The following is a 24,218-nucleotide window of genomic DNA, read 5'->3' on the forward strand; positions in this document are numbered from 1 at the left end:
CATACGGGGAGCTTTGCAAATGTCTGAACGCGAGTCGATGGAATATGACGTGGTCGTGGTCGGCGGTGGACCCGCCGGCCTGGCCACTGCTATCCGTCTGAAGCAGTTGGCCGCTGAAAAGAACCAGGAGATCGGCGTCTGCGTACTTGAAAAAGGCGCTGAACTCGGCGCGCACATCCTGTCCGGCGCCGTCATGGACCCGCTGGCGCTGACCGAGCTGATCCCCGACTGGAAAGAAAAAGGCGCGCCGCTGAACGTGCCCGTCACGCAGGACAAGTTCCTGTTCCTGTCGGAGAACGGCGCGCGCGCGACCCCCAACTGGCTGCTGCCGCCCTGTTTCCACAACGAAGGCAATTACATCGTGCGCCTCGGCGACGTGGTGAAATGGCTGGGCGAACAGGCCGAGGCGCTGGGCGTGGACATCTTCCCCGGCTTCGCCGCGGTGGAAGTCCTGTATGACGACAAGGGCGCGGTGCGCGGCGTGGCCACGGGCGACATGGGCGTGGCGCGCGACGGCAGCCACACCGACCACTACCAGCCCGGCATGGAGCTGCATGCCCGCTACACAGTGTTCGCCGAAGGCGCGCGCGGCCAGCTCGGCCGCCAGCTGATCGAACGCTACAAGCTCGACGAAGGCCGCAACCCGCAGTCCTACGGCATCGGCATCAAGGAAATGTGGGAAGTCGATCCGGCCCAGTCCAAGCCGGGCCTGGTCATCCACACGGCCGGCTGGCCGCTGGATTCCGACACCTACGGCGGCTCGTTCCTCTACCACCTGGACAACAACCTGGTGGCCGTCGGCATGATCGTGGGCCTGGACTACGCCAACCCGTGGCTGTCGCCGTTCGACGAATTCCAGCGCTACAAGACGCACCCGGCCATCCGCGGCACCTTCGAAGGCGGCAAGCGCATCGCCTACGGCGCGCGCGCCATCACGGCCGGCGGCCTGCTGGCGCTGCCCAAGCTGACCTTCCCGGGCGGCGTGCTGGTCGGCTGCGAAGCGGGCTTCCTCAACGCCTCGCGCATCAAGGGCAGCCACGCCGCCATCAAGTCCGGCAAGCTGGCCGCCGAAGCGGCCTTCGACGCCCTGGTCGCGGATCGCCGCCAGGACGAGCTGTCCGCCTATCCGCAGGCCTTCGAAGCCTCGTGGCTGCACGCCGAGCTGAACAAGGCGCGCAACTTCAAGCAGTGGTTCAAGAAGGGCCGCACGATCGCCACGCTGATGACCGGCATCGAGCAGCTGGTGTTCAAGGGCAAGATGCCCTGGACCCTGCGCCACAACAAGCCCGATCACGCCTGCCTGCAGCCGGCCTCGCAATGCGCGCGCATCGACTATCCCAAGCCGGACGGCAAGCTCACCTTCGACAAGCTCAGTTCGGTGTTCATCTCGAACACCAACCACGAAGAGAACGAGCCCATCCACCTGACGCTGAAGGACCCCACCGTTCCGGTGCGGATCAACCTGGCCAAGTACGGCGGGCCCGAAGCGCGCTACTGTCCCGCGGGCGTCTATGAGTTCGTCAAGGACGACCACGGCGAGGACCGCTTGCAGATCAACGCGCAGAACTGTGTGCACTGCAAGACCTGCGACATCAAGGACCCGACCCAGAACATCGTCTGGGTGGCGCCGCAAGGCGGCGAAGGTCCGGTCTACAGCGGCATGTAAGCGGCGCCGCCCCGCGGGGCGGCGCGCAATGGCGCGAATCCCATGACCGAACGCGTGCTGCTCATCGGCTGCGGCGACCTGGGCCTGCGGGTCGCCCGGCGCTTCCTGGCGCGCGGCGACGAGGTCCATGCCCTGCGCCGCCATCCGCCGGCCGACGGCCCTTCGGGCATCCGCTGGCTGCGCGGCGACATCGCCGCGCCCGGCGGAATCGGCGCGCTGCCGCAAGGCGTCACGCGCCTGATCCACCTGCCTGCGCCCGGCGCGCGCGACGCCGCGGCCTATCGCGGCGTATTCATCGACGGCCTGGCGCGGGTGCTGGACGCGCTGGACGCCTCGCGGCTGGCGCGGATCGTGTTCGTGTCCTCCAGCGCCGTCTATGGCGAGCACGACGGCGACTGGGTCACCGAAGACACGCCCCCTGCTCCCCTGGGCGAGAATGGCCGCATATTGCTGCAGGCCGAGGCCGCGCTGGCGGCGCGCGGCCTGCCCGCCACGGCGCTGCGGCTGGCGGGCCTGTACGGCCCGGGCCGGCTGCAGCTGATCGAACGCCTGCGCAGCGGCGCGGCCGGCGCGCCGCGCCAGCCCGAACACTGGGCCAACCGCATCCATATCGACGACGCCGCCGCGGCCGTGGCGCATCTGGCGCTGCTGCCCGAGGCCGCGCCGGTGTACATCGGCTGCGACGACACGCCGCTGCCCCTGCATACGCTGTACGCCGAGCTGGCCAGGCTGGCCGGCGCGCCCGCGCCGCGCACCGCGCCCGCCCCGGCCAACGTCGGCAGCAAGAAACTCAGCAACGCCCGTCTGCGCGCCAGCGGCTTCACGCTGCAGTGGCCCGACTCGCGCCTGGGCTACGCCGCGCTGCTGGCCGAGGCCCGGCCGCCGCAGGCATAGTTCGCCGCGCGCCGAAGCGTGGGCCGCGCACGCGCCGGATACTGGCGCCATCCCGACACTGCCAAGGACCACACCCCATGATCGCCGTGATATTCGAAGTCGAGCCGGCCGACGGCAACCCCGAGCCCTATCTGGCCATCGCCGCGGGACTGGTCGAGGAACTGCGGGCCGTCGACGGCTTTATTTCCGTCGAACGCTTCCAGAGCCTGAGTCAGCCGGGCAAGCTGCTGTCGCTATCGTTCTGGCGCGATGAAGACGCCGTGCGGCGCTGGCGCTCGCTGGAATCGCACCGCCGCGCGCAGGAAGCCGGGCGCGGCGGCGTGTTCGCCGGCTACCGGCTGCGGGTCGCACAGGTGCTGCGCGACTACGGCATGCACGAGCGCGAACAGGCCCCGGCCGACAGCCGCGAACGGCACGGCTGAGGCTGCGCCCGCGGCCTCAGGCCAGGTGCCGCGCCACGGCCTGGACCACCCGGCGCACGTCGTCGGCGGACACGTCCAGGTGCGTGACCAGGCGCGTCGGGCCGCCATAGACGGCGCGCATCAGAATGCCCTCGGCGCCTAGCGCGGCGGTCAGCGCCTCGCAGCGCGCGGGCTCGAATTCGGCGAACACCATGTTGGTGTCCTGGCTCAGCACCCTGACGCCGGCGATGCCGCGCAAGCCCTCGGCCAACAGGCGCGCATTGGAATGGTCTTCGGCCAGGCGCTCGACGTTGTGTTCCAGCGCGTACAGGCAGGCCGCGGCCAGTACGCCGGCCTGGCGCAGGCCGCCGCCCAGCATCTTGCGCCAGCGGTGGGCGCGCGCGATCAGTTCGGCGCTGCCCGCCAGGACCGAGCCCACCGGCGCGCCCAGGCCCTTGGAAAAACAGATCGACACCGTATCGAAGGGTTGGCACAGCTGCGCCAACGGCAGGCCGCTGGCCACGGACGCGTTGAACACGCGCGCGCCGTCCAGATGCGTGGCCAGGCCGTGGCGGCGCGCCCAGTCGGTGGCGGCCTGCACGTAGGCGGCCGGGATCAGCTTGCCGTGGAAGGTGTTCTCCAGCGCCAGCAAACGGGTGCGCGCGAAGTGCGCGTCGTCGGCCGGCTTGAGCGCCGCCGCCAGTTTTTCCAGCGGCAGCGTGCCGTCTTCGGCGTGCTCGATCGGCTGCGGCTGGATGCTGCCCAGCACGGCCGCCCCGCCCCCTTCGTACTTGTAGGTATGGGCCAGCTGGCCCACCAGGTATTCGTCGCCGCGCCCGCAATGCGCCATCAGCGCGCCCAGGTTGCTCTGCGTGCCGGACGGGAAGAACAGGCCCGCCTCCTTGCCGGCGCGCGCGGCCACCGCTTCCTGCAGCCGGATCACGGTGGGATCGTCGCCCATCACGTCATCGCCCAGCGGCGCGGCGACCATGGCCTGCAGCATGGCCGCCGAGGGTCGGGTGACGGTGTCGCTGCGCAGATCGATCATGATTAGTCCTCGATAAATGGGATGGGGAGTCCGGTCAGTCGGCGCGCTGGGCCGGCGCGGCGCGGCTCACCACCCAGATGCCGGCCAGGATCAGCGCCATGCCGCCCAGTTCCACGGCAGTGGGCCGCTCGGACAGCAGCAGCCAGGCCAGCAGCATGGCCACCACCGGCACGCCCAGGCTGGACAGGCCGGCGATGGAGGCCGGCACCCGGCGCACGACCTGCAGCCACAGCAGCCAGCCCGCGGCGGTGGCGATCAGCACGATATAGACCATGCCGGCCCAGAGCTGCCAGCCCCATTGCGCCGGCATCTGCGGCATGAGCCAGGCCACCGGCACCATCACCAGGCCGCCGAACAGCATCTGCCACGCGGTGAACGTCATCACGTCCGGCGCGTGACGCTCGAACATGCGCTTGGACAGCACGGTGCCCACGCCCCAGCTCAGGCCGCTGCCCAGCCCCAGCAGCACCGGCCGGATGTCGCCCAGGCCGTTCCAGGGCTCGACGAAGCACACCAGGCCGACGGCGGCCAGGCCGATGCCCAGCGCGTGCGTGGCGGTGGGCCGTTCGCGCAGCAGCCACCATGCGAACAGGATCACCCAGAACGGCATGGTGTAGGCCATGAGCGAGACCTTGCCGACCCCGCCCGTCACCAGCGCGGTCTGCACGAAGCCCTGGAAGCCCGCGGTCTGGGTCAGGCCGATCAGCAGCGTCAGCTTCCACGGCGGCATGGCCAGCGGCCGGCGGGTCGCGATGGCCAGCGCGAACAGCACCAGGCTGCCCGATACGTAGCGCAGCGCGACGAAATCGAACGGGCCGATGTAGGGCACGATCAGCTTCATCGCGATCCAGCTACCCGCCCAGACCAGGATGGTGCTGAGCATCAGGGCCAGCCCTGCGCGATCGAAACTGCTGCGGCTCACGTCTTCGACTCCGTGTTGTTCGAGAAAAAAAGAAGGCGCCCGTGCCGGAAAGAGCACGGGCGCCTCACATTATGCGCCTGTCGCGCAGCGCGCGGCCGGACGGCGCCGGCCGGGCCCGCTCACAGCGGCTTGGACAGCTGTTCCAGGATGGCGGGGTTCTCCAGCGTGGAGACGTCCTGCGTGACTTCCTCGCCCTTGGCGACCACGCGCAGCAGGCGGCGCATGATCTTGCCCGAACGCGTCTTGGGCAGGTTGTCGCCGAAGCGGATGTCCTTGGGCTTGGCGATGGGGCCGATTTCCCTGGCCACCCAGTCGCGCAGCGTCTTGGCGATGGCCTGCGCCTCGTCGCCTTCGGGGCGGGCGCGCTTGAGCACCACGAAGGCCACCACGGCCTCGCCCGTCGTATCGTCCGGACGGCCCACCACCGCGGCCTCGGCCACCATTTCGTGGGCCACCAGGGCCGATTCGACTTCCATCGTGCCCAGGCGGTGGCCGGAGACGTTCAGCACGTCGTCGATGCGGCCCATGATCCAGAAATAGCCGTCAGCGTCGCGCTGCGCGCCGTCGCCGGCCAGGTAGTAGCCGCGAAGCTCGGACGGGAAATAGCTTTTCTTGAAGCGCTCCGGGTCGCCCCAGATGTTGCGGATCATGGCCGGCCACGGACGCTTGACCACCAGGAAGCCGCCGTTGCCCTGCTCGACGTCGGCGCCGGTCTCGTCGACGATGGCCGCCGCGATGCCAGGCAGAGGCAAGGTGCAGGAACCCGGCTTGGTCGGCGTGGCGCCGGGCAGCGGGGTGATCATGTGCCCGCCGGTCTCGGTCTGCCACCAGGTGTCCACGATGGGGCAACGCTCGCGGCCCACGTTCTTGTGATACCACATCCAGGCTTCGGGGTTGATGGGCTCGCCCACCGTGCCGATGATGCGCAGGCTGTCGAGATCGTAGTTGCCGGGATGCGCTTCGGGCGTGGCCTCGGCCGCCTTGATCAGCGAGCGGATCGCCGTGGGCGCGGTGTAGAAGGTGTTGACCTTGTGGCGCGCGATCATGTCCCAGAAGCGGCCGGCGTTCGGGTAGGTGGGCACGCCCTCGAACACCACCTGCGTCAGGCCGGCGGCCAGCGGGCCGTAGGTGATGTAGGTGTGGCCGGTGACCCAGCCCACGTCGGCCGTGCACCAGTAGACGTCGTCCTTGCGCGCGTCGAAGGTCCACTTCACGGTCAGCAGCGCCCACAGCAGGTAGCCCGCCGACGAGTGCTGCACGCCCTTGGGCTTGCCGGTGGAGCCGGAGGTGTAGAGGATGAACAGCGGGTGCTCGGCGTTGACCGGCACCGGTTCGCAGGTGTCGGCCTGGCCGGCCTCCACGTCATGCATCCAGAGGTCGCGGCCTTCGTTCCACTGCACCTTGCCGCCGGTGCGGCGGTACACGATGACCTTGGAGACGGCTTCGCAGCCGCCCATGGCGAAGGCTTCCTCGACCGCCGGCTTGAGCGGGATGGTCTTGCCGCCGCGCACCTGCTCGTCGGCCGTGATGACCAGCGTGGCGCCCACGTCCACGATGCGCTCCTGCAGGCTCTTGGCCGAGAAGCCGCCGAACACCACCGAGTGCGTCACGCCCAGGCGCGCGCAGGCCTGCATGGCGACCACGGCTTCGATCGACATCGGCATGTAGATGATGGCGCGGTCGCCCTTCTTGTAGCCCAGCGCGGCGATGCCGTTGGCGAAGCGGCACACGCGCGCCAGCAGTTCGCGGTACGTGATCTTGTCGACCTTGCCGTCGTCGGATTCGAAGATGATGGCGGTCTTGTCGGCGTTGCCGTTGGTGAGGTGCACGTCCAGGCAGTTGGCCGAAACGTTGAGTTCGCCGTCGCCGAACCAGCGGTAGAACGGCGCGTCGGATTCGTCGAGGACCTGCGTGAAGGGCTTGGTCCATTGCAGGTTGTCGCGCGCCTGGCCGGCCCAGAAGCCGTCGAAATCGTTCTCGACCTGGGCGCACAGCGCGTTGTAGGCGTCCATGCTGGGAATCGCGGCGCCCTGCGCCGCGCGCTCGGGCGGCGGGAATACGCGGGTTTCCACCAGTACGGACTCAATAGCGTTCGACATGATTTTTGTCTCCAATCGGTGATTCTGTTGTTTGTGCCGCTTTTTCAGACCTACCTGCAACCGTATCGCCACGCTCTTACGGGCACCTTACGCAAAATGCGGGCCGGAGTCCGCGTGCGCAGGCGCCTGGAGCGCCGGGATCGCAGGGCATAGGCCTGGCGGCCCGCACAAGCCATTGGCGCATCGGCGCCGCATGGCGGCGGCGCCGCTGGGCAGACCATAAGGATAGCAGCCGCGGCGGCGCTTTCGCGAGTCAGGCGCCCCGCCGCGCCAGGCCGCTGCGCACGTCCACGCGCGCCAGCAGGATGAGGCCGCCGACGAAGAACAGGCCGGTCACCAGGATCGCCAGGCGATGGTTGCCGTGCGTGGCCCAGGTCACCAGGCCATAGGTCAGCGGACCGATCACGGCGGCGAGCTGCACCGCGAAGGTCCACAGCGAATAGAACTCTGCCAGCCGGCCCGCGGGCGCGAGCGCGCCCGTCATGGCCCGGCCCGCGCTCTGGGTCGTGCCCATGCACAGCCCGGCCAGCGTGGCGGCCACCCAGAACACCGGCGCGGTCACGGCGGCGTAGGCCACCAGCACCATCGCGATCCAGCCGGCCAGCGTGATGGCCAGCGCCGGCTTGTGGCCGATGCGGTCCTGCACGTAGCCGAACGAGAACGCGCCCGCCGCCGCGCCGATGTTCACGGTGAACACCAGCAGCATGATCTGGGGCGTGGTGAAGCCCATGACTTCCGAGGCGTAGACGGCCGCCAGCGTGATCACCACCGAGATGCCGGCCTGGTAGCAGGCGATGCACATCAGCAGCCGGCGGAACTCGGGAAAGTGCTGTCCGGTCTCGCGCCAGGCGTAGGCCAGGCGCTTGAGCATGTGCAGCGCCTGGGTCTGGCCGGGCTGCGGCCGGGCGCGCTCGCGCAGCATGAAAAAAGACGGCAGCGCCGCCAGCGCGAACACCGTACAGGTGACGACGACGACCCAGGGCACGAATTGCTCGGCGCCCGCGCCGCGCGCCTCGGCCTGCGTCACGACCAGCAGCGACAGGCCCAGCGTCAGCATGCCGCCGAAATAGCCGAAGCTCCAGCCCCAGCCCGAGACCCGCCCTAGCGCCGAGGGCCTGGCGAGTTCGGGCAGGAAGGCCGCGACCACCGACTCGCCCACGCAATAGCAGTAGTTGGAGACGACGATGGCGGCCAGCGCCAGCCAGACATCGCCCGGACCCGCCTGGGTCAGCATCAGCGTGGCCGCGACGCAGCCCACCGTGCTCGCGTAGAGCAGGCGGCGCTTGCCGGCGCGCGCGTCGGCGCGGGCGCCCAGGCTGGGCATGGTCAGCATGATGAGCAGATAGGACAGCGACAGCGCCGCGGTCCATGCCAGCGTGGCCCACGGGGCGCGCCCGCCCACCACGCCGACGAAATAAGTGCTGAACACCGCCGTGAGGATCACGGTGGTGTAGCCGGAATTGGCGAAGTCGTACATGGCCCAGGCCCAGACTTCGCGCCTGGCCACGCCGGGGTTCAGGGGACTGTCGTCGCCTGCCCCGGCGTTTTTCGCGCAAGCGCCGGACGGCGCCTGCGGCGGCATGCCATCGCTCATAGGGCAGCCTTCGTGCTGCGCACTCCGGTATTCGCCATTGGGGCGGCCCGGCGGCTCATAGGCCCAGCGCGGCGATGCCTGCCTGAGCGATCAGCACGTCCTCGCTCGATTTCACGCCGGACACGCCGACCGCGCCGACCACGTGGCCATCGGCCACGACCGGCACGCCGCCTTCGAGCAGGCCGTCGAGCGAAGGGGCCGACAGGAACGAGTAGCGGCCGTTGTTGATCATCTCTTCGTAGACGCGCGACTCGCGGCGGCCGAGCGCCGCGGTCTTGGCCTTGGCCGGAGCGATGTGCGCCGAGATCGGAGCCGCGCCGTCCAGGCGCAGCATGCCCAGCAGGTGGCCGCCGTCATCGACCACGGAGATCGTGACGGCCCACTTGTTCTGCAGGGCGTGTGCTTCGGCCGCGGCCAGGATCTTCTTGACGTCTTCGGCGCTCAGCACGGGCTTGGTATTCATTGCAGCGACTCCTTTATCTGTTCCAGGGCGGTTGGATCTTCTATGGTGGTCAGATCTCCGGGATCGCGTCCTTCGCATACCGCGACGATCGCGCGGCGCAGGACCTTGCCGGAGCGGGTCTTGGGCAACGCGCCCACGAACCTGATCCTGGCGGGTCGGGCCACCGCTCCCAGCTGATCTTCCACCAGCCGCATGATATCGCCTTCCAGCTGCTTTGCCGCCTCCGGCGTCTCGGCGCCGGCGGGATTCTTGAGCACGGCGAAGGCCATCGCCACCTGCCCCTTGAGCGAGTCGGCCACGCCCACCACCGCGCATTCGGCGATGGCGCTGTGGCTGTTGACCGATTCCTCGATCTCGCGCGTACCCAGCCGGTGGCCGGCCACGTTGATCACGTCGTCGGTGCGGCCCAGGATGAACCAGTAGCCGTCGGCGTCGACCAGGCCCCAGTCGAAGGTCGAATACACCTGGCGACCCGGGATGGACGTGAAGTAGGTCTGCACGAAGCGTTCGTCGTCGCCCCAGATGGTGGACATGGCGCCGGGCGGCAGCGGCGGCACGATGGCCACCACGCCCTTCTGGTCGGGCCCGAGGTCCTCGCCGGTGGATTCGCTGACGATGCGCGCGTCGAAACCGTACACCGGGAACGACGGGCTGCCATAGCGGGTGGGCACCTTTTCCACGCCCGGCTGCGCCGACAGGATGGGCCAGCCCGACTCCGTCTGCCAGTAATTGTCGATGATGGGCTTGCCCAGGCCGCTGGAGATCCATTGCGCCGTGGGCTCGTCCAGCGGTTCGCCCGCCAGGTAGACCGCGCGCAGCGAGGACAGGTCGTGGCGCTTGAGCAGTTCGGGGTCCTGGCGCTTGAGCACGCGCACCGCGGTCGGGGCCGAGAACAGCGTGTTGACGCCGAACTGCTCGACCAGCTTCCACAGGATCGCGCCGTCCGGACGCACCGGCGTGCCTTCGTACAGCACCGTGGCCTGCCCGCCGATCAGCGGGCCGTAGACGATATAGGAATGGCCCACCACCCAGCCGATGTCGCTGGTGCAGAAGAAGGTGTCGCCGGCCTTGCCGTTGAACAGGTATTCCATGGACGAGGCCAGCGCCACGGCGTAGCCGCCGGTGTCGCGCTGCACGCCCTTGGGCCTGCCGGTCGTGCCGGAGGTGTAGAGGATATAGCTGGGCTCGGACGACTCCAGCCATTCGACCGGCACCCGCGCGCCCTGGTGGCGCTGGCGCAGCGTGGCGTAGTCCAGGTCGCGCCCGGCCACCGGCTCGAACGGCGCCAGGCCGCGGTCGAACACCACGACCGAGGCCGGCGGCGACTTGGCCAGGGCCAGCGCGCGGTCCAGCAGCGGCTTGTACGGCACCACTTTGCCGGCGCGCGAACCGCCGTCGGTGCAGACCACCACCTTGGGCGCCGCATCGTCGATGCGCTGCGCCAGGTTGACCGAGGCGAAACCGCCGAACACCACCGAATGCACCGCGCCGATACGGGCACAGGCCAGCATGGTGAACACGGCTTCCGGCACCATCGGCATGTAAAGCAGCACCCGGTCGCCCCGCCCCACGCCCAGTTCCTTGAGCATGGCGGCGGCCGCGTTGACCTCGTCATAGACCTCCTGGCGGGTATAGACGCGCTCGCGGTCCACTTCCGTGGAGACCCAGATCAGGGCCGGCTTATCGGCCTGGGTCGGCAGCCAGCGGTCGACCGCGTTGTAGCAGAGATTGGTGCGTCCGCCCGTGAACCACTTGGCGAACGGCGGGCGCGAAAAGTCCAGCACGGACTCGAACGGCGTCTCCCAATGCACGCGGTCGGCCTGTTCGCGCCAGAACGCGTCGCGGTCATGTACCGAGCGGTAATGGAAATCCCGGGTTTTTTGCATTTATGTCTCCTGTTATCTTTCTTCCGCCTTTGGGCTGATTGCTTTTTTCTGGAATCTTTCAGCCACATTTTGGTAGGCGAACCTTGCACGAGGCTTGCCGCAAGTCAAAACATTCTGCCCGACGTCCACGCTGCATGGACATTAAAGTCCTTAAAGTGACACAAACGTCACAAACCGGACTTGAAAGTTTGGTAGAATCCCCGCAAAGTTGTACAAAAATGTTGATTTTGCTGACATCTTGGCCAGATTCACGGTGATCGCCGTGTTTTCTGCCGTCATCAGCGGATCTTCCCCAGGCGAATGCATCGACACTCCACACGCGCGCGACTGAATTCATCCCCGGGCCAAGCAAGCCGCGGTCTGCCTCGCAGTCTGCAATTGCTGGCGCTGGCGGCGTGCGTGGTTCTGGCCGGCTGTGCCGGCACAAGTCAAAAGTCTACCGCCTATACGTCGGAAATCGATCCCTACGAATCCGGCGCGCTGACCGCCAGCTACGACCCCATCGGCATGCTGGTGGCGCAGAAATTCAAGCGCGAGCGCCAGAAGCCCCACACCGGCGTCGACAGCGACAACGCCATGGTCAGCGAAGCGCTGAACTACCTCGGCATCCGCTACCGCTTCGGCGGCAGTTCTCCCGACACCGGTTTCGATTGCAGCGGCCTGGTCACCTACACGGCCGAACGCTCGCTGGGCCTGAAACTGCCGCGCAACGCCGCCGAAATGGCGCGCCAGGGCACCGTCATCGACAAGAGCGAACTGAAGGCCGGCGACCTGGTCTTCTTCAACACGCTGGGCCGCCGCTATTCGCACGTCGGCATCTATCTTGGCGACGACCGCTTCGTGCACTCGCCCAGTTCCGGCGGCGTGGTCCGCGTCGAGAACATGACCATGACCTACTGGGCCAAGCGCTATAACGGCGCCCGCCGCCTGGACAACAGCCTGATCGCCTCGGCCCGCGCGGCCAACTGATCCGCCCGCCCCCCCCCGGATAACGCATAAGCAAAACGCCGCCGGACTGCGAAGTCCGGCGGCGTTTTGCCTTGATCTTGCGGCCTGCCGGCAGCGGGTCTACCCAGCTTGCCCCGGCGGCAGGACCTGCCTAGTGCACCGTGCCTGCGTGCGCGCACAGGCCGCATTGCTGCAGCGCCTGCTGCATGCTGCATACCGAGCGGCGACAAGCGACGACCCGGATGCCGCCGCGTTGCGCCGCGTTGCGGAAGGTCTTCATGACGTTGTGGCCGAGGAAGTCGGTCAGCAGGATGACGAGCTGGGTGCCCGAGGGCAGCTGCAAGGTTTTTTTCTGGTGCGAAGGATCGCGCCCGCTGATGTGGTGCGTGATCGAAATGTTGTGCCCCTTGAGTAGGTCGGGAATGTTGCCGAGGCGGTCGGCGCCCACTATCACTGCACTGAGTCCTGCGGTCATGATGAACCTCGCTGGGTCGTTGAGACTGGTAGTAATGATAATGATTCCCATTTTTTAGTCAACCCAAATGAGATCGGTTCTTATTTAATTATTTTTATGAGCCCCTGAACGGGGATAGCGAGATCCCCGGATCGACAAAAAAAATGGCGCCCGAAGGCGCCGTGCGGGTGGCCCGCGAAGGCATGCCAAGCCTACTTGGGGCTTCCCTGCACGGCTTCGGTCACCACCGCGCGGGTCAAGGACGGCGCCAGCATTTCCAGGAACGTGTAGACGTAGTCCCGCAGGAACACGCCCGCTTTGACGCCCACACGGGTGGTATGCGTGCCGAACAGGTGGCCCACGGCCAGCCCGACCAGGTTGGAATCGCGCCGCGGGTCGTAGGCCACGCCGGCGATGATGCCTATGCCCAATCCTACGTCGACGTACGTCTTGATCACGTCGGCGTCGATGGCTTCCAGGACGATGTCCGGGTGTATGCCCTGGTTGGCGAAGATCTCGTCTATGGTGGTACGGCCGGTGAAGGCGCGGTCATAGGTGACGATGGGATATTCGGCCAGCTGCGCCAGCGTCAGCCGCTTGGCGGCGCTGGAGGTCAGTTCGGCCAGGGGATGGTCCGGGCGCACAACCACCGTGTGCTCCCAGGCGTAGACCGGCAGCGTGGCCAGGCCGGGCGTCAGGGCCAGCGATTCGGTGGCCAGCGCCAGGTCGGCCTGCTCGTGCAGCACCATTTCCGCCAGCTGGGCGGGGCTGCCTTCGGCCAGCGACAGGTGGACCTTGGGGAATTGCTTGCGAAACGCCGGAATGACCCTGGGCAGCAGGTAGCGCGCCTGGGTGTGGGTGCAGGCGATGACCAGGCCGCCCTCGTCGCGGCGCGCGAACTCGTCGCTGACCTTCTTGAGGTTGTCCACTTCCCGCATGATGCGGTCGATGACCTGCGACACCGCCAGGCCGGGCTTGGTCAGCCCCTTGATGCGTTTTCCGTGGCGTTCGAAGATCTTGATGCCGAGTTCGTCCTCGAACTCGATGATCGCCTTGGATACCCCCGGCTGCGAGGTATAGAGCATCCGGGCGGCTTCGGTGAGGTTGAAGTCGCGCCGGATGGTTTCCCGCACGAAACGAAATTGCTGCAGGTTCATGAATTGGCCCCTGTTAGACGGGCCAATTATAAGTAATAAGGACGCCTTGCTATATGACTTATTTGTATATGCTTAGGCGCAAGGCGTCCCGCTTTCAGCGCATCGTGATCGTGGTGTTCACGCTCTTGGCATGGGCCGACCAGCGCGCGGTGACGGTCTTGGTCTGCGTCCAGAACTGCACCGCCTGCTTGCCATTGGGACCCAGGTCGCCCAGCTTGGAGGCGCGCGAGCCGGTGAAGCTGAACCAGGCCACCGGCACCGGGATCGGCACGTTGATGCCGACCTGGCCAACGTCGATGTTGTTCTGGAAGTAGCGGGCCGCGCCGCCGTCCTGGGTGAACAGCGCCACGCCGTTGCCATTGGGGTTGCGGTTGATGAACTCCACCGCTTCTTCGAGGGTTTCAACGCCCACCACGCACAGGACCGGGCCGAAGATTTCTTCGGTGTAGATGGTCATGTTCTCGGTGACGCCTTCGAAGATGGTCGGGCCCACGAAGTTGCCCTGCTCGAAGCCGGCCACCTTCAGTTCGCGGCCGTCGAGCAGCAGCTTGGCGCCTTCGTCCACGCCCTTCTGGATCAGGCTTTCGACGCGCTTCTTGGCGTTGGGCGAGACCAGCGGGCCGAGGTCGGCGGCGCGGTCGGTGCCGGCGTTGACCTTGAGCTTCTTGGCGCGCTCGACGAAGTCGGGCAGCCAGTTGCGCGCTTCTCCGACCAGCACGGCCACGGACGAGGCCATGCAGCGCTGGCCGGCCGCGCCGAAGGCGGCGCCCAGCAGCTGGTTCAGCGCGACTTCGGGATCGGCGTCGGGCAGCACCACGCAGTGGTTCTTGGCGCCCATCATGGACTGGCAGCGCTTGCCGGCGGCCGAGGCGCGGTTGTAGATCTCGGTGCCCACGCGGGTCGAGCCGATGAACGAGACCGCCTTGATGTCGGGATGCTCGCACAGGCCGTTGGCGATGTCGGGGCCGCCATGCACGACGTTGAGCACGCCCGGCGGCAGGCCGGCTTCCAGCGCCAGCTGGGCCAGGAACAGCGAGGACGTCGGGTCCTGCTCGGAGGGCTTGAGCACGAAGGTGTTGCCGCAAGCCACGGCGATCGGGAACATGAAGCACGGCAGCATCACCGGGAAGTTGAACGCGGTGATGCCCGCGCACACGCCCAGCGGCTGGATCAGGGTGTAGACGTCGATGCCGGTGGCGGCGTTCTCGGCGTATTCGCCCAATTGCAGGTTGGCGATGGAACAAGCATGTTCGACCACTTCCAGGCCGCGGCCGACTTCGCCCTCGGCGTCCGGCAGGGTCTTGCCGTGCTCGCGGGTGATCATCTCGGCCAGCTTGCCGGTGTTGGCGCGCAGCAGCTCCTGGAACTTCAGCATGACGCGCATGCGCAAGCCCTGCCCGCTGTTGCGCCAGGTCTTGAAGGCCTCCTTGGCGTTGGAGACGGCCAGGTCCAGTTCCTCGCGGGTGGCGAAGGGAACCTTGGCGACGACCTCCTGGGTAGCGGGATTGATCACGTCTCGCCATTCGGTGGTTTTGGACTGCACTAGCTTGCCGCCGATCAATAGCGGAACGCGCGGGACTTCACTCATTTGATGCTCCTCACACTGCCTAGTCGATGCGGAGCGGACTCCGCGTTCATGGATTCAGCGGACGCCGCAGGGGCGGCGCCCGCATTGCCTTATTTCTTCACCAGCGGGCACGTGGAATCGGACAGGGGCTGGAAGGCCTCGGCGGCCGGGATGGTGGCCACCAGCTTGGAATAGTCCCAGCCGCCCTTGGATTCCGCGGGCTTCTTCACTTCGTACAGGTACATATCGTGGATCACGCGGCCATCGGGACGGATCGAGGCATTGCGCATGATCGGGTCCTTGATGGGCAGCTCGCGCATCTTGTCGGCCACCACCTTGCCGTCGGTGCTGCCGGTAGCCGCCACCGCGCGCAGGTAGTGCAGCACGCTGGAATACACGCCGGCCTGGGTCATGGTGGGCTTGAGGCCGCGGAAGGCCTTTTCGAAGCGTCCGGACCATTGGCGGGTGTTGTCGTCGTAGTCCCAGTAGAAGCCGTCGACGTACGACAGCCCCTGGGCGTTCTCCAGGCCCAGCGCCCGCAGGTCGGACAGGAAGATCAGCAGCGACACCAGGCGCTGGCCGCCCGCCACGATGCCGAATTCGCGCGCCTGCTTGACGGCGTTGACGGTGTCCTGGCCGCCGTTGGCCAGCGCCACCACCTGCGCCTTGGAGCTTTGCGCCTGCAGCAGGTAGGAAGCGAAGTCGGGCGCGTTCAGCGGATGCCGCACGCTGCCGGCGACCGTGCCGCCCAGGGCCTGCACGGCCTTGGCGGTGTCGGCTTCCAGCGAGTGGCCGAAGGCGTAGTCCACGGTGATGAAGAACCAGGACTTGCCGCCCGCGCGCACCGTGGCCTTGGCGCCGCCGGCCGATTGCGAATAGGTGTCGAACATCCAGTGGAAGCCGACCGGCGAGCATTCCTTGTTGGTCAGGGCCGTGGTGGCCGGGCCGGAGAACATCACGACCTTGTTCTTTTCGCGCGCGATGCCCTGCACCGCCAGCGCCACGGCGGAGTTGGTCAGGTCGGCGATGGCGGTGACGCCGTCGCGGTCGAACCATTCGCGCGCCTTGGCCGCGCCCACGTCCGCCTTGTTCTGGTTGTCCGCGGACACCAGCTCGATCTTCATGCCCTTGCACTCCGCGGCCAGGCAATCGTCGATCGCCAACTGGGCCGCAGCCACCGATCCCGCGCCCCCCATGGCGGCGTAGGTGCCCGACATATCGGTCAGAATCCCGATCTTCACCGGCGGCTTATCCGCCGCATGGGCCTGGGCGACCAGGGCGGCGCCCAGACACAGCCCTGCGGCCAGCCCGCGTGCGTGCAATTTCATGGATTTGTCTCCTGAGTTTTATGCGTTGTTGCGCCGTCTTTGCGGCCTGCGGCCCCGGGGTTTCCCCCTGGACCTGCCAACCCAGTGTAGATGTGTGAAAATCAACAAGCAAGGCCAGAAATGCACATTCCTTGTGCATGAATGAACAATAGGATGGATGCCCGCCGCCGCCATGGCGGCGCGGGCGCGGAGCGCCGGATCGTGCTTGATTGGGACAGTCTGCGGTATTTCCTGGAAGTGGCCCGCACGCAGCGGGTCAGCGCGGCCGCGCGCAAGCTCGGGGTCGAACACACCACGGTGTCGCGGCGCATCCGCGCGCTGGAGGCGGAGCTGGACACGCTGCTGTTCGAGAAATCGCGCAGCGCCGGCTTCATGCTGACCGACGACGGCCAGCGCCTCTTCGTCCACGCCGAACAGATGGAAAGCGCGGTGCACTCCGCGCGCGAGAACCTGTCGGGCATCGGCCAGGCGCTGTCCGGGCATCTGCGCATCGGCGCCACCGAGGGCTTCGGCAGCTATGTGCTGACGCCGCTGGCCGCCGACTTCCAGCGGCGCTATCCGCACATCACGCTGGACATCCTGCCGGTGCCGCGCTTCGTCAGCCTGTCCAAGCGCGAGGCCGACCTGGCCATCACCATCGAACGCCCGCAGCGCGGCCCTTACGTATGCAGCAAGCTGTGCGACTACACGCTGCGCCTGTATGGCACGCCGGGCTACCTGGCCCGGCACCCGCCGATCACGTCGCGCGCGGACCTGGCCGGCCATTCCTTCATCGGCTATGTGGACGAGCTGCTGTTCAGCGAACGCCTGCGTTATCTGGAAGACCTGCTGCCGGCCAGCAAGGTGGTGCTGCGCAGCACCAGCGTGGTGGCGCAATACCACGCCACGCTGCAGGGCCAGTCGCTGGCGATCCTGCCCTGCTTCATCGCCGCGCAGGACCCGCGGCTCAAGCCGGTGCTGGAGGACGAGGTGGCCATCACCCGCTCGTTCTGGATGTACTGCCACGAAGACCTGCGCAAGCTCAAGCGCGTGACGGTCTTGTGGGAGTTCATCCGCAGGTCGATATTGAAGAACGCCGACCTGCTGGCCGGCCGCCGCGGCACCATGAAATACCTGCCGTGACGGCCGGGCTCAGGCGTTGTTGCGCGGCGCCTTCACGCGCAGGCGGCGCATCAGCAGGAACACCGTCAACAGGGCCACCACGCCGTGGATGGCCCACACGCCCACGCCGAAGCTGAGCTTGCCGCCCGAGATCCAGGCGCGCGACAGGTTGATCAGGTTCATATAGAGCAGGCCCACCAGGCCCGCGATGAGCAGGTCGCCCGAGCGGCCCAGGCGCGGGTTGACCGCCCCGAGCGGAATCGCCAGCAGCGCCAGGTTCAGCGCCGCCAGCGGCAGCGAGATGCGCCACATGACCTGCGACCAGCTGCTGTCGGTGTTGTCTTCCATGAGCTGCATGGTGGTGCGCGCCTTGGACGAGCGCTCGGCGGCGGCGCGGGCCTCGGCCACCGGATCGGCGCCCGCCTTGCTTTCCAGGCGCAGCCCGTATTTCTCGAAGTGCACCAGGCGCAGTTCCGGCGTGCCCGGCTTGAGATCGTAGCGGTGGCCTTCGCCCAGCACCAGGAAGCGGTCGCCGTTGGGCTGCGTTTCGCTGTGCGCGCTGCTGGCGGTCAGGACGCTCAGCCATTCGGGACCGGTTTCGCGCGCGAACACGGTGCCGAGCTCGTCGCTGGCGTCGAGCGGATCTTCGGCGAAGAACACGCGGCTGCCGCCGGAGGATTCGGCGAACTGGCCGGCCGTGACCTTGGCCAGGTCGGAGCGCTGCTCGAAGCGTTCGTGGTATTCGCCGATCTGGCGATAGGCCCACGGCGCGGCCACCAGCGTCAGCCCGGCCACCGCCAGCGCCACCGGAATGGCCACGCGCAGCACGGGCTTGAGCCAGTCGGCCAGCGACAGGCCGCTGGCGAACCACACCACCATTTCGGATTCGCGGTACTTGCGCGTGACCGTGGTCAGGACCGCGATGAAGACGGAGACCGCGAGCACAGTCGGCAGGGCCGTGATGGTCGACAGCGCGGCCAGCACCAGCACCACGTCGGCCCCGATGTTGCCTCCCGCGGCTTCGCCGAGCAGGCGCACGAGCAACACGCTGAGCCACACGACGAGCAGAGTGGAGAAGACAACGACAGCGTGACTGGTGATCTCGCTGACGACCGATCGTTTGAATAGAGACATGGGAGAATATGCGGGATAATCGACCGCATCATACACAGACGTACACGGGAAACCCTCATGGAATTTAGCACACAGACCACTGCTTCCCTGCACCAGGTGAAAACCGCCGCCCTGGCCGTCGGCGTCTATGCGGAAGGCGTGCTGAGCCCGGCCGCCGACCTCATCGACCGCGCCTCCAACGGCGCCGTGCGCGCGGTGGTCAAGGCCGAGTTCCGCGGCCGCGCCGGCTCGACCCTGACGCTGCGCAACCTGCCCGGCGTGACCGCGCAGCGCGTGGTGCTGGTGGGCCTGGGCAAGCAGGAGGAATACTCGGCCCGCGCCCACGCCTCGGCCGAGCAGGCCTTCGCCGCGGCCTGCGTGGCCGCCCAGCTCGCCGAAGGCGTGTCCACGCTGGTCGCCAACCCCATCGCCGACGTGGCCGTCGCGGCCCGCGCGCGCAGCGCCGCCATCGCCGCCGGCAACGCCACCTATCATTACGACGCGAGCTTCGGCAAGCCCGACCGCGACGCCCGTCCCAAGCTCAAGAAGATCGTGCAGGTCGTCGAGCGCGCCGACGCCGCCCAGGCCCAGAAAGGCCTGCGCGAAGGCGCCGCCATCGCCAACGGCATGGAACTGACGCGCACGCTGGGCAACCTGCCCGGCAATATCTGCACCCCCACCTACCTGGGCGAAACCGCCAAGCGCCTGGCGCGCGAATTCAAGTCGCTCAAGGTCGAAGTGCTGGACAAGAAGCAGGTCGAGGCGCTGGGCATGGGCTCGTTCCTGTCGGTGGCGCGCGGCTCCGACGAGGCGCTGCGCTTCATCGTGCTGCGCCACGCCGGCAGCAAGACCGCCAAGAAGACCGCGAAGAACGCCCCCGGCCCCATCGTGCTGGTCGGCAAGGGCATCACCTTCGACGCCGGCGGCATCTCGCTCAAGCCCGCCGCCACCATGGACGAAATGAAGTACGACATGTGCGGCGCCGCCAGCGTACTGGGCTCGTTCCGCGCCCTGGCCGAGCTGGAGCTGCCGCTGGACGTGGTCGGCCTGATCCCGGCCTGCGAAAACCTGCCCAGCGGCAAGGCCAACAAGCCGGGCGACGTGGTCACCAGCATGTCCGGCCTGACCATCGAAATCCTCAACACCGACGCCGAAGGCCGCCTGGTGCTGTGCGACGCGCTGACCTACGCCGAGCGCTTCAAGCCCTCGGCCGTCATCGACATCGCCACCCTCACCGGCGCCTGCGTGGTCGCCCTGGGCAACGTCAACAGCGGCCTGTTCTCGAAGGACGACGCGCTGGCCGAGGCGCTGGCCGCCGCCGGCCGCGCCTCGCTGGACACGGCCTGGCGCATGCCCATGGACGAGGCCTACCAGGAACAGCTGAAGTCCAACTTCGCCGACCTGGCCAACATTGGCGGCCCCCCGGCCGGCGCGGTCACGGCGGCCTGCTTCCTGTCGCGCTTCGCCACGGCCTATCCGTGGGCGCACCTGGACATCGCCGGCACCGCCTGGCGCGGCGGCAAGGACAAGGGCGCCACCGGCCGCCCCGTGCCGCTGCTGATGCAGTACCTGCTGGACCAGGCTTGAAGCGCCTGCGACGGTATCCGGCATGACGCGCATCGATTTCGCCTTCGGCGCGCCGGACCGCCTGCGCATGGCCTGCCAGGTCGTGCGCAAGCGCTACCTGGCAGGCCAGCGGCTGGTGGTGTACTGTAAAGACGGCAGCCGCCTGGCCGCGTTCGACCGCATGCTGTGGGCGTTCGACGACACGTCTTTCGTGCCGCACGTGCTGGCCAACGACCCGCTGGCGGCCGACACCCCGGTGGTGCTGACGGCGGGCGATCCGCAGCAGGCCGCGGCGGCCGCGGGCCAAGGCGAACAGCCGCCCCCCGCCTGGCTGCTGAACCTGGACAACGACTGCCCGCCCGGCTTCGAGGCCTTCGAAAGGCTGCTCGAAATCGTCTCCGACGACCCCGAGGACAAGCAGGCCGCGCGCCAGCGCTGGCGCGCCTACCAGGGCGCCGGCCATACGCCGCACAGCCACGACCTCAGCCGCCAGTCCGCCGGCGGCTGAACCGGCAGCCGGCGCTCCGCGCGCCGCCGCCCCATCGATTTTCGGGAGCCAACATGCCCTCTCGCCGCTACGACCCCGGCATCCCCACCCTGACCCAGCGGGCCGAACCCGCGCTACCCCCGGGCGCGGACGACGCCGACGAGGCGTTTCCGGTGCTGACCGAAGTGGCGCAGCCCGCGCCGGCCAGATCCGTCCCCCTGCCCGACCCGGCGGTGCTCAGCGCCCGCCTGCAGGCCGAGGTGGAACAGCTCATGCAGCAGGCGCTGGCCGACGCCGTCGAACAGATCCAGGCCCGCATGGACGCCGAGCTGCCCGTCATCGTGGCCCGCGTGCTGCGCGACGTGCGCCCGGGTTGATCCGCCTGGAACCTTCGCCCGGCGTCTGGTCTAATTCCTGACGAAACTGGATTCTTCAGGGAACTGTAAGGTATCCTTCGCATCTAATTCCAGGCAATCGTCATTTCGCCGCACACAGGAGTTCTCCATGAACGAATATCGTCCGTCCCCTTTTAACCGTTCCGGCGCGCTGGCCGGCGCGCCGGGCGAGGTCGCGCGCAACAAGGTCCTGCGCAACACCTATTGGCTCCTGGCGCTGTCGCTCATCCCCACCGTGCTGGGCGCCGCCGTGGGCCTGTACACCGGCATCAACACCGTCATGGGCGCCAGCCCCGGCCTGTCCGCGATCGTGTTCCTGGTGGGCGCGTTCGGGATGATGTTCGCCATCGAGAAAAACAAGAACAACTCGCTGGGCGTCGCCCTGCTGCTGGCCTTCACCTTCTTCATGGGCATCATGCTGTCGCGCCTGCTCGGCTTCGTGCTGGGCATGGGCAACGGCGCCCAGCTGGTCATGACGGCCTTCGGCGGCACGGCCGTCGTGTTCGGCACCATGGCCACGCTGGCCACCACCATCAAGCGCGATCTCTCGGGGCTGCAGAAGTTCCTGTTCATCGGCGCGGTGGTGATCCTGGTGGCGGCCCTGGCCAACATCTTCCTGCAGCTGCCGGCGCTGATGCTGACCATCTCGGTCCTGGCCATCGTGATCTTCTCGGCCTTCATGCTGGTGGACCTGCAGCGCGTGGTCAACGGCGGCGAAACCAACTACGTGTCCGCCACGCTGGCGATCTACCTGGACGTGTACAACGTCTTCTCCAACCTGCTGATGCTGCTGGGCATCTTCGGCGGTAACCGCGAGTAATCGCCGTCCGCCTGCCAGTCCAAAGGGCCTACATTTCCATGTAGGCCCTTTTTTCATTCGGGAAACCCGCGCCATGCCGAACCGCCGCCGCTTCATCCAGACCGCCGCCGGCGCCGCCCTGCTCGGCCCGTCCTGGACCGCCCGCGCGCTCAGCCGGCAGGCGCCCATGCTGACGCGCGCCATCCCCGCCACCGGCGAGGCGCTGCCGGTGATAGGGCTGGGCACGGCCGACACCTTCAACGTTCCGCCCGGCGACGCCGCCGCCCTGGCGCCGCTGGCCCAGGTGCTGGACACGCTGCTGCAGGCGGGCGGCTCGCTGATCGACACGGCCCCGAGCTACGGCCACGCCGAAGCCGTGACCGGCGCGCTGCTGGCCCGCAACGGCGGCCTGTGGTCGCAGGCCTTCCTGGCCACCAAGATCAGCACGCAGGGGCACGAGTCGGCCATGCGCCAGCTGCGCCAGTCGCAAAAGGCGCTGGGCAGCGACAAGCTGGACCTGGTCCAGGTGCACAACCTGATAGACACCGCCAACCAGCTGGCGCTGCTGCGCGACCTCAAACGCCAGGGCGTGATCCGCTATTTCGGCATCACGCATTACGCCGACCATGCGCATGACGAACTGACCGCGCTGGTCGAGCGCGAGCGGCCCGACTTCGTGCAGGTCAACCTGTCGGTGGGCGCGCGCAACGCCGAAAAGCGCCTGCTGCCGGCCTGCCAGGCGCGGGGCGTGGCGGTGCTGGTGAACCGGCCGTTCCAGGACGGGGCGCTGTTTCGCCAGGTGCGCGGCATGGCGCTGCCGCCGCTGGCCGCGGAGCTGGGCTGCACCTCCTGGGCGCAGCTGTTCCTGAAATTCATCATCGGCCATCCCGCCGTGACGGCGGTGATCCCCGCCACCTCCAAGCCGGCCAACATGGCGGACAACGCCCGCGCGGGGTTCGGCCAGCAGCCCGACGCCGCGCTGCGCGAACGCATCGCCGCCCTGCTGGCCTGACGGCATGGCGCCCCCAGCCACCCTGCGGGGCCGAGCGGCGCTGGCGCTGGGCATACGCGAGGACGAACTGGGCCCGGCGGCCTGCGGCTTTGCCTTTTTCTTCTTCCTGTTCTGCGGCTATTTCATGCTGCGCCCGATCCGCGAAACCATGGGCATACAGGCCGGCGTGGACCAGCTGCAATGGCTGTTCACCGCCACCTTCGTGGCCATGCTGGCGGTGGCGCCGCTGTTCGGCTGGCTGTCGGCGCGGGTGCCGCGCGCCACATTGGTGAGCTGGGTCTACGCCGTGTTCGCCCTGGCCATGGCGGGCTTCGGCGCGGTGCTGCACCTGCTGCCCGGCAGCGCCTGGGCCGCGCGCGTGTTCTACGTGTGGCTGTCTGTGTTCAACCTGTTCGTGGTCTCCATCGCCTGGAGCCTGATGGCCGACGTGTTCCGCATGGAATCGGCCAAGCGCCTGTTCGCCCTGATCGCCGCCGGCGCCAGCGCGGGCGGGCTGTGCGGCCCGCTGCTGGGCGGGCTGCTGGCCGGCGCGCTGGGCCCGGCCGGCCTGTTGCTGCTGTCGGCGCTGCTGCTGGCGGCGACGCTGCCGCTCAAGGCCCGGCTGCTGCGCTGGCGCGCCGCCGACCGCCAGGAGACGGCCAATGACGACATGCGGCGTCCCATCGAAGGCTCGATCCTGGCCGGCCTGTCGGGCGTGTTCCGCTCGCGCTACCTGATGGGAATCTCGCTGCTGGTGATCCTGCTGGCCACGCTCAACACCTTTCTCTACATGGAGCAGGCGCGGCTGGTGGCCGACGCCTTTCCCGACACGGCGCAGCGCATCCGGGTCTTCAGCATGCTGGATTTCGCGGTCCAGTCGCTTTCGCTGCTGTCGCAGGTGTTCGTCACCGGGCGCGTGGCCGCGCGGCTGGGGCTGCGCTTCCTGCTGGCCGCGGTGCCGCTGGCGATGGCGGCCGGGTTCCTGGTCCTGGCGGCGTATCCGGTCTTCGGCGTGCTGGCGGCGGTCATGATCGCGCGCCGCGTGGGCGAATACGCGCTCATCCGGCCCGGGCGCGAAATGCTGTTCACCACGGTCCCGCCCGAGGACAAGTACAAGACCAAGAACGTGATCGACACGGTGGTCTACCGCGCCGGCGACGCGGCCAGCGGCTGGGTCAAGGCGGGCGTGGACATGCTGGGCCACGGCGCGGCCCTGGTCGCGCTGCTGGGCGCCGCCTTCGCGCTGGGCGCGGCGGCCGTGGGTTACGCGCTGGGGCGGCGCGCCGACGGCAATTAGGTTTTACTGAACATGCATATCATTGGCCCAAACGGATTCCGG

At 68.0% G+C, this 24,218-nt stretch carries 22 protein-coding genes; 11 read left to right on the top strand and 11 right to left on the bottom strand.

The features are described 5' to 3' along the window. The first annotated feature begins 19 nt into the window (after positions 1-19). The 3 genes from AC1IQ6_RS21200 (at position 20) to AC1IQ6_RS21210 (ending at position 2,982) form a co-directional block, all read left to right on the top strand. Entirely contained in the window at positions 20-1,666 is a 1,647-nt protein-coding gene (locus tag AC1IQ6_RS21200; protein ID WP_168202249.1) for an electron transfer flavoprotein-ubiquinone oxidoreductase, read from the top strand. 42 nt (positions 1,667-1,708) lie between these two features. Continuing rightward, complete coding sequence (locus AC1IQ6_RS21205) at positions 1,709-2,560, top strand: NAD-dependent epimerase/dehydratase family protein (RefSeq protein WP_102774450.1); 852 nt, start codon at positions 1,709-1,711, stop codon at positions 2,558-2,560. Between the two features lie 77 nt (positions 2,561-2,637). Beyond that, on the top strand, positions 2,638-2,982 hold the full coding sequence (locus tag AC1IQ6_RS21210) for an antibiotic biosynthesis monooxygenase family protein (RefSeq protein ID WP_102774449.1): 345 nt from the start codon (positions 2,638-2,640) through the stop codon (positions 2,980-2,982). Between the two features lie 16 nt (positions 2,983-2,998). On the opposite strand, the gene ltaE is transcribed toward AC1IQ6_RS21210, so the two are convergent. The 6 genes from ltaE to AC1IQ6_RS21240 all read right to left on the bottom strand — a co-directional run bounded on the left by ltaE (position 2,999) and on the right by AC1IQ6_RS21240 (position 10,973). Beyond that, complete coding sequence (gene ltaE / locus AC1IQ6_RS21215; RefSeq protein WP_111826609.1) at positions 2,999-4,009, bottom strand: low-specificity L-threonine aldolase; 1,011 nt, start codon at positions 4,007-4,009, stop codon at positions 2,999-3,001. Between the two features lie 34 nt (positions 4,010-4,043). Continuing rightward, on the bottom strand, positions 4,044-4,931 hold the full coding sequence (locus AC1IQ6_RS21220; RefSeq protein WP_102774447.1) for a DMT family transporter: 888 nt from the start codon (positions 4,929-4,931) through the stop codon (positions 4,044-4,046). Positions 4,932-5,050: 119 nt separating this feature from the next. Continuing rightward, positions 5,051-7,030: an acetate--CoA ligase gene (gene acs / locus AC1IQ6_RS21225; RefSeq protein ID WP_168202248.1), complete on the bottom strand. Its 1,980-nt coding sequence runs from the start codon at positions 7,028-7,030 to the stop codon at positions 5,051-5,053. 253 nt (positions 7,031-7,283) lie between these two features. Continuing rightward, a complete protein-coding gene (locus AC1IQ6_RS21230; protein ID WP_440130654.1) occupies positions 7,284-8,612 on the bottom strand; it encodes an MFS transporter in 1,329 nt (442 codons plus the stop codon). A 67-nt stretch (positions 8,613-8,679) separates the two neighbouring features. Beyond that, positions 8,680-9,087 (bottom strand): GlcG/HbpS family heme-binding protein, encoded by a 408-nt coding sequence (locus tag AC1IQ6_RS21235; RefSeq protein WP_102774444.1) that lies wholly within the window; start codon positions 9,085-9,087, stop codon positions 8,680-8,682. After that, the gene (locus AC1IQ6_RS21240; RefSeq protein ID WP_102774443.1) at positions 9,084-10,973 is read right to left on the bottom strand and encodes a propionate--CoA ligase; all 1,890 of its coding nucleotides are present in this window, start codon (positions 10,971-10,973) and stop codon (positions 9,084-9,086) included. The genes AC1IQ6_RS21235 and AC1IQ6_RS21240 overlap by 4 nt, the downstream gene beginning before the upstream one ends. A gap of 300 nt (positions 10,974-11,273) precedes the next feature. On the opposite strand from AC1IQ6_RS21240, the gene AC1IQ6_RS21245 reads away from it, so the two are divergent. Further along, the gene (locus AC1IQ6_RS21245; RefSeq protein ID WP_168202247.1) at positions 11,274-11,942 is read left to right on the top strand and encodes a C40 family peptidase; all 669 of its coding nucleotides are present in this window, start codon (positions 11,274-11,276) and stop codon (positions 11,940-11,942) included. Positions 11,943-12,072: 130 nt separating this feature from the next. On the opposite strand, the gene AC1IQ6_RS21250 is transcribed toward AC1IQ6_RS21245, so the two are convergent. The 4 genes from AC1IQ6_RS21250 to AC1IQ6_RS21265 all read right to left on the bottom strand — a co-directional run bounded on the left by AC1IQ6_RS21250 (position 12,073) and on the right by AC1IQ6_RS21265 (position 16,427). Further along, the gene (locus tag AC1IQ6_RS21250; protein WP_102774560.1) at positions 12,073-12,396 is read right to left on the bottom strand and encodes a DUF2325 domain-containing protein; all 324 of its coding nucleotides are present in this window, start codon (positions 12,394-12,396) and stop codon (positions 12,073-12,075) included. Between the two features lie 191 nt (positions 12,397-12,587). Next, positions 12,588-13,532: a CysB family HTH-type transcriptional regulator gene (locus AC1IQ6_RS21255; RefSeq protein ID WP_102774441.1), complete on the bottom strand. Its 945-nt coding sequence runs from the start codon at positions 13,530-13,532 to the stop codon at positions 12,588-12,590. 94 nt (positions 13,533-13,626) lie between these two features. Beyond that, positions 13,627-15,120, bottom strand: coding sequence for a CoA-acylating methylmalonate-semialdehyde dehydrogenase (locus AC1IQ6_RS21260; RefSeq protein ID WP_102774440.1), 1,494 nt, complete (start codon positions 15,118-15,120; stop codon positions 13,627-13,629). Between the two features lie 89 nt (positions 15,121-15,209). Continuing rightward, positions 15,210-16,427 (bottom strand): ABC transporter substrate-binding protein, encoded by a 1,218-nt coding sequence (locus AC1IQ6_RS21265; protein ID WP_102774439.1) that lies wholly within the window; start codon positions 16,425-16,427, stop codon positions 15,210-15,212. Positions 16,428-16,628: 201 nt separating this feature from the next. Between AC1IQ6_RS21265 and AC1IQ6_RS21270 the strand changes: the two genes are divergently transcribed. Then, on the top strand, positions 16,629-17,549 hold the full coding sequence (locus AC1IQ6_RS21270; RefSeq protein ID WP_102774559.1) for a LysR family transcriptional regulator: 921 nt from the start codon (positions 16,629-16,631) through the stop codon (positions 17,547-17,549). A gap of 9 nt (positions 17,550-17,558) precedes the next feature. Here AC1IQ6_RS21270 and lptF read toward each other — a convergent pair whose 3' ends face one another. Further along, on the bottom strand, positions 17,559-18,662 hold the full coding sequence (gene lptF, locus AC1IQ6_RS21275; RefSeq protein ID WP_485865264.1) for an LPS export ABC transporter permease LptF: 1,104 nt from the start codon (positions 18,660-18,662) through the stop codon (positions 17,559-17,561). A 57-nt stretch (positions 18,663-18,719) separates the two neighbouring features. On the opposite strand from lptF, the gene AC1IQ6_RS21280 reads away from it, so the two are divergent. The 6 genes from AC1IQ6_RS21280 to AC1IQ6_RS21305 all read left to right on the top strand — a co-directional run bounded on the left by AC1IQ6_RS21280 (position 18,720) and on the right by AC1IQ6_RS21305 (position 24,176). Then, entirely contained in the window at positions 18,720-20,228 is a 1,509-nt protein-coding gene (locus AC1IQ6_RS21280; protein WP_209164979.1) for a leucyl aminopeptidase, read from the top strand. Positions 20,229-20,250: 22 nt separating this feature from the next. After that, positions 20,251-20,715, top strand: coding sequence for a DNA polymerase III subunit chi (locus tag AC1IQ6_RS21285; RefSeq protein WP_102774436.1), 465 nt, complete (start codon positions 20,251-20,253; stop codon positions 20,713-20,715). Between the two features lie 53 nt (positions 20,716-20,768). Further along, entirely contained in the window at positions 20,769-21,071 is a 303-nt protein-coding gene (locus AC1IQ6_RS21290) for a hypothetical protein (protein WP_111826604.1), read from the top strand. Positions 21,072-21,198: 127 nt separating this feature from the next. Continuing rightward, positions 21,199-21,909, top strand: a complete 711-nt coding sequence (locus tag AC1IQ6_RS21295) for a Bax inhibitor-1/YccA family protein (RefSeq protein WP_111826603.1) — start codon at positions 21,199-21,201, stop codon at positions 21,907-21,909. A gap of 73 nt (positions 21,910-21,982) precedes the next feature. Then, the gene (locus AC1IQ6_RS21300) at positions 21,983-22,900 is read left to right on the top strand and encodes an aldo/keto reductase (RefSeq protein ID WP_209164981.1); all 918 of its coding nucleotides are present in this window, start codon (positions 21,983-21,985) and stop codon (positions 22,898-22,900) included. Positions 22,901-22,904: 4 nt separating this feature from the next. Further along, entirely contained in the window at positions 22,905-24,176 is a 1,272-nt protein-coding gene (locus tag AC1IQ6_RS21305) for an NTP/NDP exchange transporter (RefSeq protein WP_485865265.1), read from the top strand. Positions 24,177-24,218 lie beyond the last annotated feature (42 nt).

Source organism: Achromobacter sp. MUI-25009338 (assembly GCF_057359325.1).